12 protein-coding genes are annotated in these 15,934 nt (G+C 46.2%); 8 read left to right on the forward strand and 4 right to left on the reverse strand.

All coding sequences use genetic code 11. From position 1 onward, the window contains the following. Window positions 1-3: 3 nt before the first annotated feature. Complete coding sequence (locus IPL44_01495) at window positions 4-909, forward strand: rhodanese-related sulfurtransferase (GenBank protein QQS17695.1); 906 nt, start codon at window positions 4-6, stop codon at window positions 907-909. Here IPL44_01495 and IPL44_01500 read toward each other — a convergent pair. Then, window positions 906-2,291, reverse strand: coding sequence for an alpha-amylase (locus IPL44_01500; protein QQS17696.1), 1,386 nt, complete (start codon window positions 2,289-2,291; stop codon window positions 906-908). The genes IPL44_01495 and IPL44_01500 overlap by 4 nt on opposite strands. A 45-nt stretch (window positions 2,292-2,336) precedes the next feature. Here IPL44_01500 and IPL44_01505 point away from each other — a divergent pair, with 45 nt between their 5' ends. Continuing rightward, entirely contained in the window at window positions 2,337-3,920 is a 1,584-nt protein-coding gene (locus IPL44_01505) for a glycosyltransferase family 39 protein (GenBank protein QQS17697.1), read from the forward strand. Window positions 3,921-3,940: 20 nt separating this feature from the next. Then, window positions 3,941-4,879: an FAD-dependent oxidoreductase gene (locus IPL44_01510; GenBank protein ID QQS17799.1), complete on the forward strand. Its 939-nt coding sequence runs from the start codon at window positions 3,941-3,943 to the stop codon at window positions 4,877-4,879. A gap of 7 nt (window positions 4,880-4,886) precedes the next feature. Here IPL44_01510 and IPL44_01515 read toward each other — a convergent pair whose 3' ends face one another. The 3 genes from IPL44_01515 to IPL44_01525 all read right to left on the reverse strand — a co-directional run bounded on the left by IPL44_01515 (window position 4,887) and on the right by IPL44_01525 (window position 8,755). Further along, complete coding sequence (locus IPL44_01515) at window positions 4,887-5,597, reverse strand: alpha/beta fold hydrolase (GenBank protein ID QQS17698.1); 711 nt, start codon at window positions 5,595-5,597, stop codon at window positions 4,887-4,889. Window positions 5,598-5,761: 164 nt separating this feature from the next. Then, complete coding sequence (gene zwf / locus IPL44_01520; GenBank protein QQS17699.1) at window positions 5,762-7,141, reverse strand: glucose-6-phosphate dehydrogenase; 1,380 nt, start codon at window positions 7,139-7,141, stop codon at window positions 5,762-5,764. Between the two features lie 42 nt (window positions 7,142-7,183). Next, entirely contained in the window at window positions 7,184-8,755 is a 1,572-nt protein-coding gene (locus IPL44_01525; protein ID QQS17700.1) for a trehalase, read from the reverse strand. Window positions 8,756-8,878: 123 nt separating this feature from the next. Here IPL44_01525 and IPL44_01530 point away from each other — a divergent pair, with 123 nt between their 5' ends. The 5 genes from IPL44_01530 (at window position 8,879) to IPL44_01550 (ending at window position 15,933) form a co-directional block, all read left to right on the forward strand. Further along, window positions 8,879-9,436, forward strand: coding sequence for a DUF308 domain-containing protein (locus IPL44_01530; GenBank protein QQS17701.1), 558 nt, complete (start codon window positions 8,879-8,881; stop codon window positions 9,434-9,436). A 111-nt stretch (window positions 9,437-9,547) separates the two neighbouring features. Continuing rightward, the gene (locus tag IPL44_01535; GenBank protein ID QQS17702.1) at window positions 9,548-10,072 is read left to right on the forward strand and encodes an NAD(P)H-dependent oxidoreductase; all 525 of its coding nucleotides are present in this window, start codon (window positions 9,548-9,550) and stop codon (window positions 10,070-10,072) included. Window positions 10,073-10,129: 57 nt separating this feature from the next. Beyond that, window positions 10,130-11,899, forward strand: coding sequence for a DUF2207 domain-containing protein (locus IPL44_01540; GenBank protein ID QQS17703.1), 1,770 nt, complete (start codon window positions 10,130-10,132; stop codon window positions 11,897-11,899). Window positions 11,900-11,958: 59 nt separating this feature from the next. Then, window positions 11,959-13,713, forward strand: a complete 1,755-nt coding sequence (locus IPL44_01545) for an MFS transporter (protein QQS17704.1) — start codon at window positions 11,959-11,961, stop codon at window positions 13,711-13,713. A 51-nt stretch (window positions 13,714-13,764) separates the two neighbouring features. Further along, window positions 13,765-15,933: a DNA translocase FtsK gene (locus IPL44_01550; GenBank protein ID QQS17705.1), complete on the forward strand. Its 2,169-nt coding sequence runs from the start codon at window positions 13,765-13,767 to the stop codon at window positions 15,931-15,933. Window position 15,934 lies beyond the last annotated feature (1 nt).

Here is a 15,934-nt window from a genome sequence, read left to right on the forward strand (position 1 = left end):
GTCATGCAAAAGATATTGCTGTACTATAAATTCGCTCCTTTGTCAGATCCAGAGGTGGTGAGACTATGGCAAAAAGCTCTCTGTACTCGTCTCAATCTAAAGGGTCGTATATTAGTGTCGCCTCATGGACTTAACGGTACGGTGGGTGGTGAGATGAAAGATCTCAAAGAATACATCAAAGAAACTAAAATGTATCCGGCATTTAAAAACACAGTATTTAAATGGTCGGAAGGTTCTCGTGACGACTTTCCTCGCCTAAAGGTAAAAAACCGTCGAGAGCTAGTCGGTTTTCAAAATAGCGAAGATGAATTTGATGTCGATATGGACGGTGTAATTGGTGGTGGTCAACACATTAAACCGCGCCAGGTAAACGAAATGGTTGAAAAATATGGCGATGACATCGTGTTCTTTGACGGTCGTAACGAGCATGAGGCGAGTATTGGCAAGTTCAAAAACGCTATCGTACCAAATACCAACACCTCGCGTGATTTCATTGCCGAACTAGAATCGGACAAATACGATGATATCAAAGACAAAAAAGTCATTACCTATTGTACGGGCGGAATTCGCTGCGAGGTGATCAGTGCCATGATGAAAAAGCGCGGCTTCAAAGACGTTTATCAAATTGATGGCGGCATCGTCAAATACGGCGAAGAATATGGTGATGATGGTCTGTGGGAAGGCTCGCTCTATGTGTTTGACAACCGTATGGCCACGGAATTTAGCGACCACGCCAAAAAAATTGGCGAATGCATCCATTGCGGCGGCAAAACCAGTAATTTCAAAAACTGCGCCCTACCGACCTGCAATCTCCTCATGCTCGTTTGTGATACCTGTAAAGCTGATCCAGATTTGCTATTTCATACTACGGCATGTAAAGCCAAATATAAGACCAAAACAGCTGCTTAGATAGTGTGAGTTTCCACTACTTGCCACGGCACTAACGTCAGAGTGTTGTCGTTAAATGACAATTCGTCTGATCCAGTGAGCGGTTTGAAACTATTTGGATCCATGGAAAGTGTAGCTATATCAACTTCGACGGGTTTGTTACTGTAGTTTACGAGAGAATGTATCCCTATATTATTAGAGCCGATGAGGATTGGAGAACCCTCGAGATTTCTCCAGGTCAGATTAGAATCAATGGACCTTCGTAGCAACCTATCGTAATAGTCGGCTAGATTGTGGTTGACGGGTAGGTCCGGTTCACGCCCCAGGTGAACGGGGATTTTAGCCGTATAACCAGTCGTTTGTCCGTCGTATACCAAATGGAGACCGGGCAACGAGTTGACAATATAGGCGGCGGCCTTTTGCTTTTCTATAGTAAAGGCTGTCGCGGCACGTGGTTCATCGTGGTTTTCAATGAAATAAACTTGATGCGCAGCGATACCATTAGTTTTCACTAGGTGATCAACGATTTCGGCTGCTGAACCTTTGACTAATAAATCATAAAGGTCCTTGTCATAGCAATAGTCAAATCCTTGGCCGAGGAGCAAGGCATTGGTTTTCCAATAACATTCGGCGATGAATAAAAAGTCTGGATTGACGTTACGGACTGCCGAGATGACTTCTGACCAGTATTCGATCTCGGGAGCTGGACCAGCACTCGCACCCCACGTACCAGCAAAAATTTCATTGGTCAGCAACATCGCCATGTCACAGCGCACGCCGTCGCATAACGAGGCAATATGATTCAGGGTTTCGACGCTAGACTCGCGATATGACGGTGAAAAAGCGTTGAGCTGGGCGACATCGGACCAGCTACCGAGTTTAGGGTCGCGCCCATTAGCGATAATATGATCGCCACGTTGACGGTATTGATCTGGGTGATTAGATAGCTGTTCCTGATCGCCCATAATATAGTTATCCGGTCGTGTCGTGATCCAGTCGTGGTCAAAACCAGTGTGATTCGGTACGAAATCGAGAATCAGGCCTAATCCATAGGCGGATAATTTTTGTCGCAACTGCGCTAGTTCTGCCTCGTTGCCGAGTTGTTCGTTTATCTCGTATGACTGGATCGAATAGGCCGAGCCGACGATATCGTCTATCGTGAAATCTGGTAATAGGGCGCGGGCCTCGTTGATTAGTGGTTGGTTTGCTAGCGCCAATTCAACTGCTGCGCGGCTGCGTCGCCAGATGCCCATTAACCAGACGGCGTCAAAGTCGCTATCTGCAATCCTGGCGATTTCTTCATCCGGAATACTGGCTAGAGTAATGGTCCGACCATATCGAGCAGATAATTTCCGCAAGTAGGTCGCAGTGTTTATCTCATACAGTCGGTTACATTTAATCACAAGAGGATTATATCACATCAGATATATGCTATGATGGAATTAGCTATGAAGAAACTCGTAAAAGGATTCAAAAATTTCGGTAGTAAATTGATGGCGTGGCCACATATTGACATCGCAATGTTGTCCGCCGCGATCTTGACCTACGCTGGTTTGGCAGCTGCGCGAATAGCTAGCTGGTCGATTTGGTTTGACGAAGCGTTTACGGCGTATATTACCCGGTTTAACGTTGCAGAAATCGCCCATTATACGGGGAATGATATGCATCCACCACTGTATTATTGGCTGATAAAGGGCTGGACATCGGTGTTTGGTACGAACGAGGTCGGTTTTAGGTCGTTTAGCCTAGTGTTCGCGATCGTAACAATTATCCTAGGATTTTTACTGCTAAAGAAGCTGTTTAGCCGCCAGGCTGCGATCATTGGGGTCTGGCTACTCGCCCTGTCGCCGATGTTGATTCGCTTTGGTGATGAAGCAAGGATGTATACGATGGTCACAGCCATCGCCCTAGGTGCCACCTACGTACTAGTTCGAGCCATGGCTACGAATCGTCGCAAATACTGGATCACCTACGGATTGTTGCTGGTGGCGGGTATGCTGACTCATTACTTTATTGCACTAGTGTGGCTAGCACACTGGGTCTGGCGATATGTTTACCTGCGAATCGATGGTGACCGTGGCAAAAAACTAGCCAAAAACTTTTTTAGCAAATCATGGGTCTGGACGCATGTACTCGCGGTCGGTATTTTTGCAGTTTGGTTACCAACGGCAATTCATCAATTCAGCGTTCTGCAGGCGGGCTTTTGGATTCCTACTATATCGGCAGATACATTCACTAACTATCTTACAAATATATTAATGTATCTGGATCACAACAAAGTTGAATCGTGGCTAGCATTGCTCTATTTTGCGATAGTGGTTGGATCTATAGTGTTGCTATATCGAACGTATCGCAATATAGAATCAAAGAAAGATCGGCAAAATATACTGTTAATTAGTTGTCTGGCTGTCGTCCCGCCACTCATTTTGTTGCTGCTATCGATGCCACCGCTGACGTCGTCCTTTATCGATCGATATCTCATGACGTCAATTGTCGCCCTCGCCTTGTTAATGGCCATAGCGATTACGCACGGTAACAAAAAACGATGGCTACCAATCGTGATGACCCTCTTGATTCTGGTGTCGTTTGGTATCGGTATCGACAGAGTTTATTACTATGGCAATTACAACAAAATTAGCAGTACTTCGATTCGGACCAAGGAGTTAATTGCGGCCATCGCGGAAAAAGCCAAACCGGGCGAGCCGCTGATCGCGACTGACCCATGGATATTCTACGAAGCGATTTTCTATAATAGAGACGAGCATCCGATTTATTTCCTCGATCAAACGACTGAATATATCTATGGTTCACTCGATATGCTAAAAGATCATGACCAGTTCAAAATCAAAAACCTCGATGCTTTTACGAAACAGCACGAGGTAGTGTGGTACTTTGGTAGCGTGGGCGATAATGAAATCACGCCGCCATCGATTGCACATGGTTGGAAACAGATTGACTCGGTGTCTATTTATAATTCAATTGACGATAATTCATCATACAAAGCCGTTCGTTTCGAAACACAGAGCCGCTAGGCGCGTGATATAATAGATACATTATGGCAGAACAAAATATTCACGATGTGGTAATGATTGGTGCTGGTCCAGCGGCGCTAACGGCGGCGATTTATACAACCCGCGAAGAAATTGAAACAGTATTATATGAAAAAGCAATTGTTGGCGGTCTGGCTGCGACGACTGACTGGATCGATAATTATCCTGGCTATGCGCAAGGTATCGAAGGTTTGAAACTAGCTGATGAGCTACGCGAACAGGCCGAACGGTTTGGTGCAAAAATTGATTTTGGTACGGTTGAAAAGATCGAGCGATCGGGCGATGTGATCAAATTATCAGTTGATGACAATGAAGTGTTAGCTCGATCGGTCTTGATCGCGACGGGTAGCGATCATCGTAAACTCGGCGTTCCTGGCGAGGAGGAGTATTTTGCAAAAGGCGTGCATTACTGTGCTACATGTGACGGTGCTTTTTACAAAGAAAAGCGATTGATTGTAGTTGGTGGCGGCAATAGTGGTGTCCAGGAAGCTTTATTTTTGACACGATTTGCCACGCATATCGATCTGTTGGTTCGTAGCGAACTGCGTGCCTCGGAAGTCTTGCTCCGCAAACTCGAAGAAGCAAAAGATAAAATTACCGTCCATACCAATGTGCTAGTCGATGAAATCATCGCCGAAAATGATGTTGTTGTCGGCGCAAAGATCCGTAACAAGCAGACCGACGAACAGAGCGTGGTCAATGCCGACGGCGTATTCATCTTTATCGGCTTGATACCGAATACATGGTTCCTAGCTGGTAGCGACATTGAATTAGACGAGCATGGTTTTGTCAAAGCTAACGCCGATCTAGAAACCTCTATGCCGGGTGTGTTTGTGGCTGGTGATGTCCGAGAGGGCGCTACAATGCAGATCGCAGCAGCAGTTGGCGATGGTGCAACGGCAGCTCTAAAAATGCGCCAATATCTCGAAAGCAAAGAATAGTTATAGTCTAATTTGAATTAGCCAGTACATTTTTAATGGCTTTTACCATAGGACTACGTAGAGCGTGATCACTCAACGTTGCTTTGACCTTTATATTTGGTCGATGTTCGGCGATAGCAGTAATATTTTTACTGATAATGAGCGGATCAAGTTTTCCGTAAATAATGTCGATAGGTAATTTCAATCGCTTCAAATCATCGGCGGCTTTCTGATTCATGATACCAGAGTAGAGCGTTTCTCTAAAAGCCCAAAACGTTTCCTTGCGAAGGGCTGTTTTCGATGGACCGCCTAGATGCAATGCATTAATGAGGTTATATATGGCGACAGTACCTTTCGGATGCTTGAGGCTTTGGCGGTAGATTTCAAAGAGTATCGACTCGGTATCGTTGAGATCCAGCCGTCGATCGCTTATTGATCTAGTGTAGAGGGGTGGTGAACAAAGGATCAATCGTTTAGTATTAGGGTATTGTTTGGCGCATTTGATAGCGACAATGCTACCAAAAGAATGCCCGATAAACGTATACGGTCCAATACAACCTAGTGTCAGACAGGTCGCGAGGACATTTCTGGCTTGATAATCACTACGATAAACCTGTCCCAAAAAATGCCGTGAGTCACCGTGTCCTAGCAGATCTAACACGATATAGTTTACGTTGTCTGGCAGCATATTGATAACAGGTCGCCATAAATTACCAGTGTCGGCTAATCCGTGAATCATTACGTAGGTTGGCGCAGTCGGTGACACGATACGTTTATATCTAACGTGTAACCGAAAAGGAACCCTCAGTGTAGTTCTGATGAATCGGTCGATAGCAGCAAGTGATCTTTGTAGATAAACCATAAGTTTATACTACCATAATAAAAAGATGGTCGATAGGGTCGCTAGAGGTTATCGGGCGATGTGCCGAGCGGATACATGCGTAGATCACTACTATTTAACTGCCAGGTGTCTAGAATCGTCTGAATAATTTTCCATGATGTCATAACTTCGCGACTCGAGGCAAAAAGCGACTGGTCGCCACGGATCGCGTCAACGATGACGCGCTCATAGGCTTCGGCTTGGCGATCGGAAAATGACCGATTATAATCAAAATCCATCGTCACTGTCTCGGTGGCGTTCGAGGTGCCAGGCTTTTTAGCTTGCAACTCAATCGTGATACCTTCATTGGGCTGCAATCTGAAAATGAGGGCATTTGGACCAGCAGCATCTTCGGTTGGGCGAAAAGTAACGAGCGCCTCGGTATATTTATCGGATAGACCCTTGCCGGCCTGTATCGTAATCGGCGTTTTGCGCCACTGCTCGTTATTGATCGTGACGTCTAGACGGGCAAATGTTTCGGTCGACGAGCCGATACTATTAGCCTCAGCTTGGTAGCCTTCGTACTGACCACGTGTTACACGGGGTGCTACTTCGTCGGTTTCGATCGGCATAATACTATCGAGCAGGCGTTGTTTACTGCGATGGATCTCGGTGCTGCCGAAATTGAGCGGACGTTCCATCGTGATTAGCGCTAGGACCTGTAGTAGATGACTCTGGATAATATCGCGCAGGGCGCCAGTTTGATCATAAAAAGCCCCGCGACCTTCGATGCCAATCGTTTCGATGGCTGAAAGCTTGATTGATGCAACGTGGCGTGCATTCCAAATTGATTCAAATAGTGGATTTTCAAACCGAAACGTCAGGATATTCTGGGCGGTTTCTTTGGCGATATAATGATCGATGCGGAAAATCTGCGCTTCGTCAAAGTGCTCTTTGGTTAGATTAATGAGCGTTCTAGCTGATTCGGTATCATGACCAAACGGCTTTTCAACTAACAGTTTTGGTAGTCCGGATTCAGTTCGGAACTTTTTATTATGCCCAGTTAGTCCGAGATTACTAACGATGCCAGAAAAGGCCTGAGCCGGAATGGACAAATAATAAAGCCGCTGCGAACCGGATTCTGCTGATTCTCGCAAATCTGATAGTAATGTTTTGTAGTCTTTGGCATTAGTCACATCCATTCTGTGGATAGTAATCATGCGTGCGAGCTTGCGCAAAATACGTGGGTCGGTAGCTTCTGGGATGAATCGTGTCATGCCCTCCAAAATATCTTTTTCGGTAGTAGAATGACGAGTGATGCCGATGATTCGGGTATTGTTTGGCAGATCGTTAGACTGGATCAAGTGATAGAGCGCAGGCAATAATTTGCGCCGCGCTAAATCACCAGTGACACCAAATATGATGATCTGCAGAGGTTGATTCTTTACGGCATTATCTATCAAGGTAGATTAAATATAGATCATTATGCTGTCAGTGTAAAGAGCCTATATGTCGTCACTAGAGAGTATTTCGAATACACCATTAGTCCAGCCGAAACCGTCCTGTAATTCATATTCACCACCACCGCCTAGTGTGCCGGGTGTGATAACGTCGTATTTCTCGATAAATTTGTGATGCGTATCGAACACGAGCTGATTTGTGCTCAGCCATCGCTCGCGGACGGCAGCGGCGAGTTCGGTATAACCGTAACGTTCGAGCCCTTTGATGGCGACATGCTGCATTGGTGCCCAGCCGTTTGGTGAATCCCACTGCTGATCATTATCGACGAGGGTTGTCACCAGCCCGCCAGGTTTTAGAAAATCTTTTTCAAGTTTGTGCGCTACTGCGGCAGCCTGTTGTTTGCTAGCGATACCGACATAGAGCGGAAAGATTGCGGCTAACGTATCTGAACTAGTTTTTTCTCGTTTTACAAAATCATAATCATAGTAAAACTGGCGCTGTTCGTCCCAACAATATTGTTCGATCGCCACTGCCCGACGACGAGCTGCAGTTTCATAGGTTTTTGCCAAGCGTTCCTGTTTAATGAGACGATACGCACTAGTAATCATTGATTCTAGATGATAGAGCAGACAATTCAAGTCGATAGGTACAATATCGGTGGTGTGAATGGTGTTGATATCCTGTGGATCTTTAAACCAGCGCGAGCTAAAGTCCCAACCCGACTCGGCAGCAGCTCGTAAATGCAGGTACATAGTGTTGTGATAATCCTCGGGCGTAGTGGCGGCGCGTGACATATCTTGGATATAAGTATCAGGTCGAGGCGATGATCGATTATCAAAATAACGATTTAGGAGGATTTTATCCTCGAGCCGTACAACCCGCCTAGTCGCTGAAAATTCATTTTTTAGCGTGCTCTGGCCGCGCATCCAAAATTGACGTTCTCTTAACAAATACGGTAGATATTCAACAATGGTATACTGGCCACGATGTTTTGTGAGCAGCTCGATCATATGGGAAAAAAACGGCGGTTGCGAACGGCTGAGGAAATACGATCGATTAGCCGTCGGGATAAAGCCAAAGCACCTGATCATATAGGTGTAATTTTTTATCATACCTTCGATCAGTGACCATTGTTTTTCATGAGCCAGTCCCAGCATAATAAAATACGTATCCCAATAGAACTGTTCCTGAAATCGGCCACCCGGTACGACGTATTCATACGGTAACGCCAGCAGTGATCCGCGGTTACGACGATTGGTAATAGTGAGTTCCTGCCATAATTCGGCAATGTAATTTGTTGCGTCATTGTTCGGTTCGGTTTGAACAGGCTGGCGTTGCTTTTTGAGATGACGAAAGTTGCGATCAACAAAGTCAGCCAGATTGAAATTTGGCCGTTTGCGTTCTTGGCGATAGGCACGCATGATGAGGAGAGGGCTCTTTTTCGGAATTAGGTCGATAAAGATTTTGTTATCATTAAAGATTTCGGTGGTCTGGATATCGCGAAATAGTTCGTCGAATATCTCGTCAGGATCGCGCGGTTTTATTGCAGCAATACCAGCAGTTTTAACGATATTTGCCCGGATGGTTTTTGGGATAATAGATTTCTTTTCGGCCATTACTATCAATTATAAGCGCTAAAGGCAGTAATTTCAACGAGAGCAGATAATAGTAGATAGACAAGGTTGTTTTCAGGTTGTATACTGTGACTACAGTCATTAATCACAAAAGGAGGTGATGTTATGGCAAAGCATGAGTTAGAGAATAAAGCGCGTGATACGCTAGCCGGGGTGCTAGTAGTAGAGGGCGTCATGGCTGCTCTATTTGGTATCGCTGCGTTATTTTGGCCGGGCTTGACCGCTGCGGTCTTTATTAAACTATTCGGTGTATTCGTTTTGGTCTGGGGACTGGTTAGTTTAGTTCACAGTTTCTTGGGTATCGGACGTTCAAATTTGTGGTGGGTCGAGTCGATCTTTAGCTTGGCAGCGTTGGGTCTCGGTATCTTTTTGCTTCGCAACCCAGATGTTTCGGCGGCCGTCATCATCCTGACCGTTGGCTTTACATTGGTTGCACGCGGTATCGTAGACTTCTTGGTCGGTTTGTTCGCCACGGATTCTGAGGTGAGGGTCAACCGATGGTTCTATATACTCATGGGACTAGTCGGTGTAGCTGCTGGCATTGCAGTACTGGCTCATCCAGTAGCATCTGGATTAGTTTTCGTATGGGCACTTGGCTTCTACATGCTGCTCAGTGGTGCTCTCAATATCGGGCTAGCATTTCGTGTTCGCAGTATCGAGTAAGTAGTTACCCGAATAGCAAAAAGGCAGGAATTTCCCTGCCTTTTTTATGACATGGCACCAGCGAATGTGATAGGATAGAAATAGTTCAACTATTATCAAAGAAGGAGGATAATGAAAAAAGTTTTAGTAGTTATTGGTAGCGCCCGCAAAGGTCGGGTGGCCGATAAAGTTGTATCATTAGTAAAGGCCGACCTAGCTAATCGCAAAGACATTTCGGTAGAGATAGCTGATTTGGCCGACATCGATTTACCGTTTTTTGATAACGAGAATGCACCGTCGAGCCCAGATTACAAAATTGAGAACGAAAATGTTCAAAAGTGGAGTGATTTAGTCAATGGTTCTGATGTTGTAGTCTTGGTTACGCCAGAATATAATCATAACCTGTCCGCAATCGAAAAGAACGCAATCGACTCATTGTTCGTCGAATGGAATGATAAACCAGTAATTGTCGTATCATATGGTTGGTCTGGTGGATCGAAATCACTAGCCGCTATTCGCGAGTTAGCTCCAGTAGTCAAGCTCGACCTTCAGGCAACGGCTGAATTGGCTTTCATGAAAGACATCCAGGTTGATGGCTCGGTTATTGATGGTGGTGAAGCGGTTAGTAAAATTGCTGCAGCATTCGATGTACTATAGATTTGTTTGCGAAAACCACGGCGTACAATGATATCGATTGTGCTAGAATAGTCGTATATGAAGCGTCTATCATTGGTAGTTCTAGCTGTTCTATTGTCTCTCGTCACGAACCTAGGCTTCGCTGCACCAAATACCAGAGCTGCATCGCTCAACGACTTTGTTATATCTAATTATACGATTGACTATCATTTAACACGCGATAACGAGAATCGATCAGTTCTCGTTACTGATGAGACGATAGTGGCAGAATTTCCGTCTGCCGGCAGTGTTAATCATGGTATCGAGCGGTATATACCAACTAGTTATGATGGTCATCCAACTAATATTAGTAGTATTTCGGTAACTGATGAATTTGGCGGTAGCTGGAATCATACAACGTACCAGAGTGGAGACTATACGGTTTTACGCATTGGTGATGCTGATCGGTACGTTTATGGAACACAAACCTATAACATTACCTACACGCAGCGTGACGTAACTAAATTCTTTGCCAATACCAATTCGGATGAATTTTATTGGGATACGAATGGTACGGCCTGGGCGGTACCAATTAGCGCTCTCAGCGTTAAATTAGAGATCGACGATAGCTTGATCGGTGCTTTGAGCGGGGATACGGCTTGCTATCGGGGACAGTATCAGTCGTTAGATACCTGCATATTAACGCAAGCTGACAACATATTTACGGTCTCAGCGACCAATTTAACGGCTGGCGACAACATAACGATTGCGGTCGGATTTGAAAAGGGTACCTTTGGCGAGTACCAACAATCCTTGATGGAGAAACTCGTGATATATTGGCAATGGCTGCAACTGGCGACTATACCAATGGCGATCATATTGTTAGTGGTGGCGATTATTCGGTTCATTAATCTATCGAATCGTAAAAAAGAGCTCGGTACGATTGTTCCAGAGTACATTCCACCGAGCAACGCCAGCGTCACGGTGTCGGCCGACATCATTACTTCGACTAAAGGTCTCACGGCGCAGTTAATTGACCTTGCAGTTCGTCATTTTATTGCTATCTATGAAACGAAGCCAAAGAGTATATTTAGGCAGGCCGAATATACGTTCAAGATTCTTCGCCCAATTGATCCGGCCTTGAGACCCGAGGAGCAGGAAATCTTGAAGGATATATTTACTACAGTTGATGTCGGTAATGAGGTTAGCTCGAAAGATCTATCGAAAAGCGTTTCGGTCGCAACCAGACTGCAAGATAATACCGGGAAAACGCGAAAACTGATAGAAGATACCTACGGGTTGAAAGTAAAAGACAAAACCACTTCATCTAAATTATACAAATTAGGACATATCACGTTAGCCCTGGGCATTTTATCTCTGAGTGTGTCGTTAGTGACGGTAGCACTGATAATGTATATTATGGGCGCTGTGATTCGGCCACTGACCGATGAAGGTTTGGCTTTACGTCGTTATTTGTTGGGTCTCAAAATGTATATCTCAGTCGCCGAAGAGGAGCGTCTCAAGATGCTACAAAGCCCAGAGGGTGCCGAGAAATCTGGTGTCAACGCGAATGATCCGGGACAAATGGTGAAACTCTACGAGCGAGTATTGCCATACGCGATTCTTTTTGGCCAGGAAAAGGAATGGAACCAGCGACTCGGCCAGCTGTATGAATCAGCTCATACTACTCCAGATTGGTATAGCGGCGCGAGCCTGATGGCATTTAATGCCGCAGCCTTTACTAGCTCAATGAATAGTTTGACGACTTCGATTAGTTCGAGTGGCGCTAGCTCGTCGTCATCGGGCGGATCGGGCGGCGGTGGCTTTTCCGGCGGCGGTGGTGGTGGCGGTGGTGGTGGCGGCTGGTAATAATAATTAAAACGCAGTAAACTAGTAGGCTGTTACATATAGAAAGACGGTATCAAAACATGAGTAATACGAATCAAGCTGTCAAAAAATCGACTCATGATCAACACGATCACAAGCCGGCCTTGCACCATATTTCAACCAGACAAAAAGTTATCGTTATGTTAGCGGTCATGAGCGCGATGTTCCTAGTATCATTAGATCAAACTATTATCGCCGCTGCGCTCGGCAAAATTGTCGAAGATTTCCAGAGTTTTGGTAGTCTCAGCTGGGTGGTGACAGCGTATATGCTAACGATGACCGTGACCGTGCCGCTGGCCGGCAAATTGTCCGACATGTTCGGCCGCAAGAAACTGCTCATTTCTGGCGTGGCCATATTTACGATTGCATCGCTCCTCAGCGGTGTAGCGCAGGATATTACCTCTTTCATCCTATTTCGTGCCTTGCAGGGTGTCGGTGCCGGTGTGATTTTCGCCAATGCTTTCACTATTATTGGAGATTTGTTTACACCTCGCGAACGTGGTCGCTGGCAGGGCCTGATCGGGGCGGTCTTTGCATTGTCATCGGTGGCTGGTCCGCTACTCGGCGGCTTCTTTACCGATGCGCATACTATTTTTGGCATGACGACAGACTGGCGCTGGAATTTTTGGATCAACATTCCAATCGGTATCGTTTCATTTATCTTGATTTGGGTATATTGCCCTCATATTAAACATGAGAAACGACACGTTATCGATTATTTGGGAGCAGCGTTCCTAACTCTGATGCTATCAACGTTGATTCTCGGTGTTGATAATACCGAATCAATTTTCAAAAGCATTATAGATGCGGGGGTTAGTTTGAATACTGTCCGTGCACTATTACTAGGCGTGTCGGCTATCTCGCTCATTGGCTTTATTCTAGTTGAGCGAAAAGCCAAATCACCAATTATTCCACTCAACTTTTTCCGTAATCCGACGTTCCGTTACAGTATGATTATTATGACGTTATTCGGCGCGGCTTTTATGGCGGGCATTCTCTATCTGACACAGTTTAATCAACAGGTGTTTGGCTCCAGCGCTACCGATAGCGGTATGATGCTCTTGCCGTTCGTTCTGACCATGTCGATTTCATCGGCGACAGGTGGTATCATTATGACCAAAACTGGCCGTTACAAACTCCAGATGGTGTTGGGTCTAGCGGTCGTGACCATAGCTATGTTTATGATGACTCGTCTAACCGCAGATTCACCGTATTGGTTTGAAGCCATTGCTATGGCAATCGCTGGTCTCGGTATGGGGCAATGTATGCCGACAATTAACAATGCCGTCCAGAATCAGTTCAAGCAGAGTGAACTAGGGGCAGCAACTAGCTCGACCCAGCTCTTTCGCTCGCTAGGCTCGACTGTCGGTACGGCTGTTATGGGCAGTATTCTGACGGCTGGAGTGGCTGTCGGTCTCGGTTCGGTATCGACTATGCCATTTATCACTGAACTCACGAAATCGCCTGCCGCTAGTCAGATCTTGAACGGGCAAGCCGTTGACGCCAGTTTGGCTGTCAGCCTCAATGAACCATCGGTTAAAAAACAGATTAACGAGTCGATCGAAAAATCTGTAGTAAAACTACCCGAACCGCAGCGCACAGCGGCCTTACAGCAGACCAAGCAGGCTGCTGATGATTTTTATACCAAAGTGACGAAGGCGTTCGCCGATAGCTTGCACCAAGTTTTCTGGATATCGTTCGGATTATCACTGGCTGCCACTGTGATTGCCGCGACGCTACTACCCGCCGGCAAATTGCACGGTCTACGCCAATCAGATATCGGTATCGAAGGCTAGCGTAGGCTTGATCAGTTTTACTAGTAGCCTAGTCAATGCTATAATTGAACCATGAGTGCCAAGAAGCGCGGGCCAGGTCGTCCGCCCAAAAATGCCAAGAAAAATGACAAGCTCGAGCACAGTGTACCGAGTGGATTTTGGTCGCAAGTCGGTGCCGTATTTTTGATCGTTGTCGCTTTGACGGCTAGTATAGGTCTGTTTAATGCCGGCGGTATTTTTCCGGTCAGTTTTGCTAATGGTCTACGGTGGCTGATCGGTTGGACAGCCTTTGTTGTTCCGTTCGTGTTCCTGTGGCAGGCGATTCAGATTTTTCGCAACGAAGACAATCGACTGCCTAGTGCGATTTGGGTAGCTACGACGCTTTTCCTACTATTTTTCTCTGGCTTATTCCAGTTATTGATTGAGGATCCAACCAGCCAGGCCGAGGCATTTGCCGGTAATGGCGGCGGTATCTTTGGTTGGATTATTGCCGACACGTTGCTCAGATTCCTTAATGTGCCAATGGCGGCGTTAATTTTGTCGGTCTTGATCTTGGTCTTGTCGTTATTCGTTTTGAGCGTCTCGCCAAAGGTGGTCTTTGGCCGTATTATGGCCTTTTTCCGTCGCGAAGATGCGGCGATTGACGAACAAAACGCCAAAATTGCAAATGGTGTCAAAGCTAGCGATGCACTCGTCAAGGAGCCTATTAAACTAAAACTAAACAAAGGCGTAGAAACAGTTGACCTCGACCATCGACGCGACGAGGAGCCAAGAGACAAGCCAAAGGTGAAACCCGAGGAAAAAGTTGCGCTGACGATGGCGTCTGATCCAGATTGGGAATTTCCAAATCTCGATTTACTATCTAAAAAGAAACGACCAGCCGATCCTGGGGATGTTAATCATAACGCTGAAATCATTCGCAATACTTTGGCCGAATTCAATATTAATGTCGAGATGGAAGGTGTCAATATTGGACCAAAAGTTACGCAGTATACTTTGAAACCACCAAGTGGCGTTAAATTATCTCGTATTACAGCGTTAGATAGTTCATTATCGCTCAATTTAGCAGCACCAACTTTGCGTATCGAAGCCCCGATTCCGGGCAAGCGATCAGTTGGCATCGAAGTCCCCAATATCAAACCAGCCGATGTTAGACTCCATAGCATTCTCAATTCTAGTGCCTGGAAGGATACTCATGAACCACTGGCTTTTTCAATCGGCCTAGACATTTCTGGCGATCCAGTAGTCGGCGAACTTAACAAGATGCCGCATATTGTTATCGCTGGTCAAACTGGCTCTGGTAAGTCTGTCATGTTAAACTCGCTCCTGTGTTCACTACTGTATCGCAATTCTCCAGCTGATATGAAGCTTATTTTGGTTGATCCAAAACAGGTGGAAATGCGGCTGTACGATGACATTCCGCATCTGTTGACACCGGTCATTACCGAACCGGAAAAGACTATTGGCGCCCTCAAATGGGCGGTTGGCGAGATGGAGCGTCGGTATAGTTTGCTCAGCGAAGAGCGGGTGCGTGATATCAAATCATACAATCAAAAGAAGACCGGCGAGGCCATGCCATATATCGTGATCGTGGTTGACGAGATGGCTGATCTCATGATGATGGCAAAGCGCGATGTCGAGGCTCTAGTCGTGCGTATTGCCCAGAAAGCTCGTGCCGTCGGCATTCACCTCGTGCTAGCAACGCAGCGTCCATCGGTCAATGTTATTACCGGCCTCATCAAAGCCAACGTGCCAGCCAGAATTGCGTTTACCGTAGCGAGCCAGGTTGACTCGCGCACTATTTTGGATCAAGCTGGCGCCGAGAAGTTACTTGGTCAAGGAGATATGCTACTGCTGACGCCGTCAATGGCGAAACCAAAACGTGTTCAGGGCGCATTCGTATCAGACGAAGAAGTCACCAAAATAACGGATTATCTGCGTTTGCAGCGCCCGCCGGAGTATAATGCCGATATTATTTCGCAACAAGTACAAATCAACAATCATGGCGGGGTGGTGATGGACTTTGACGGTTCGGGTGATGATGAATACAAGGACGCAGTGCGCGCCGTGATCGAAGCTGGTAAAGCCAGCACCTCACTACTCCAGCGCCGTCTCCGCATCGGCTATAGCAAAGCGGCTCGTATCATGGAAGAAATGGAAGAAAACGGCGTTATTGGGCCGCAGGACGGTAGCCGACCACGTGACGTGCTGATCAGTTCGCTCGATGAACTAGGGGAGTAAT

This window comes from Candidatus Saccharibacteria bacterium (assembly GCA_016699895.1).
Taxonomy (GTDB): domain Bacteria; phylum Patescibacteriota; class Saccharimonadia; order Saccharimonadales; family Saccharimonadaceae.

What these genes read in the sequence shown, in the direction of transcription:
- IPL44_01530 (QQS17701.1), top strand. Translation starts at nt 8,879, where the DNA reads ATGGCAAAGCATGAGTTAGAGAATAAAGCGCGTGATACGCTAGCCGGG.
- IPL44_01535 (QQS17702.1), top strand. Translation starts at nt 9,548, where the DNA reads ATGAAAAAAGTTTTAGTAGTTATTGGTAGCGCCCGCAAAGGTCGGGTG.
- IPL44_01495 (QQS17695.1), top strand. Translation starts at nt 4, where the DNA reads ATGCAAAAGATATTGCTGTACTATAAATTCGCTCCTTTGTCAGATCCA.
- IPL44_01505 (QQS17697.1), top strand. Translation starts at nt 2,337, where the DNA reads ATGAAGAAACTCGTAAAAGGATTCAAAAATTTCGGTAGTAAATTGATG.
- IPL44_01545 (QQS17704.1), top strand. Translation starts at nt 11,959, where the DNA reads ATGAGTAATACGAATCAAGCTGTCAAAAAATCGACTCATGATCAACAC.
- IPL44_01525 (QQS17700.1), bottom strand. Translation starts at nt 8,755, where the DNA reads ATGGCCGAAAAGAAATCTATTATCCCAAAAACCATCCGGGCAAATATC.
- IPL44_01515 (QQS17698.1), bottom strand. Translation starts at nt 5,597, where the DNA reads ATGATTCACGGATTAGCCGACACTGGTAATTTATGGCGACCTGTTATC.
- IPL44_01540 (QQS17703.1), top strand. Translation starts at nt 10,130, where the DNA reads ATGAAGCGTCTATCATTGGTAGTTCTAGCTGTTCTATTGTCTCTCGTC.
- IPL44_01550 (QQS17705.1), top strand. Translation starts at nt 13,765, where the DNA reads ATGAGTGCCAAGAAGCGCGGGCCAGGTCGTCCGCCCAAAAATGCCAAG.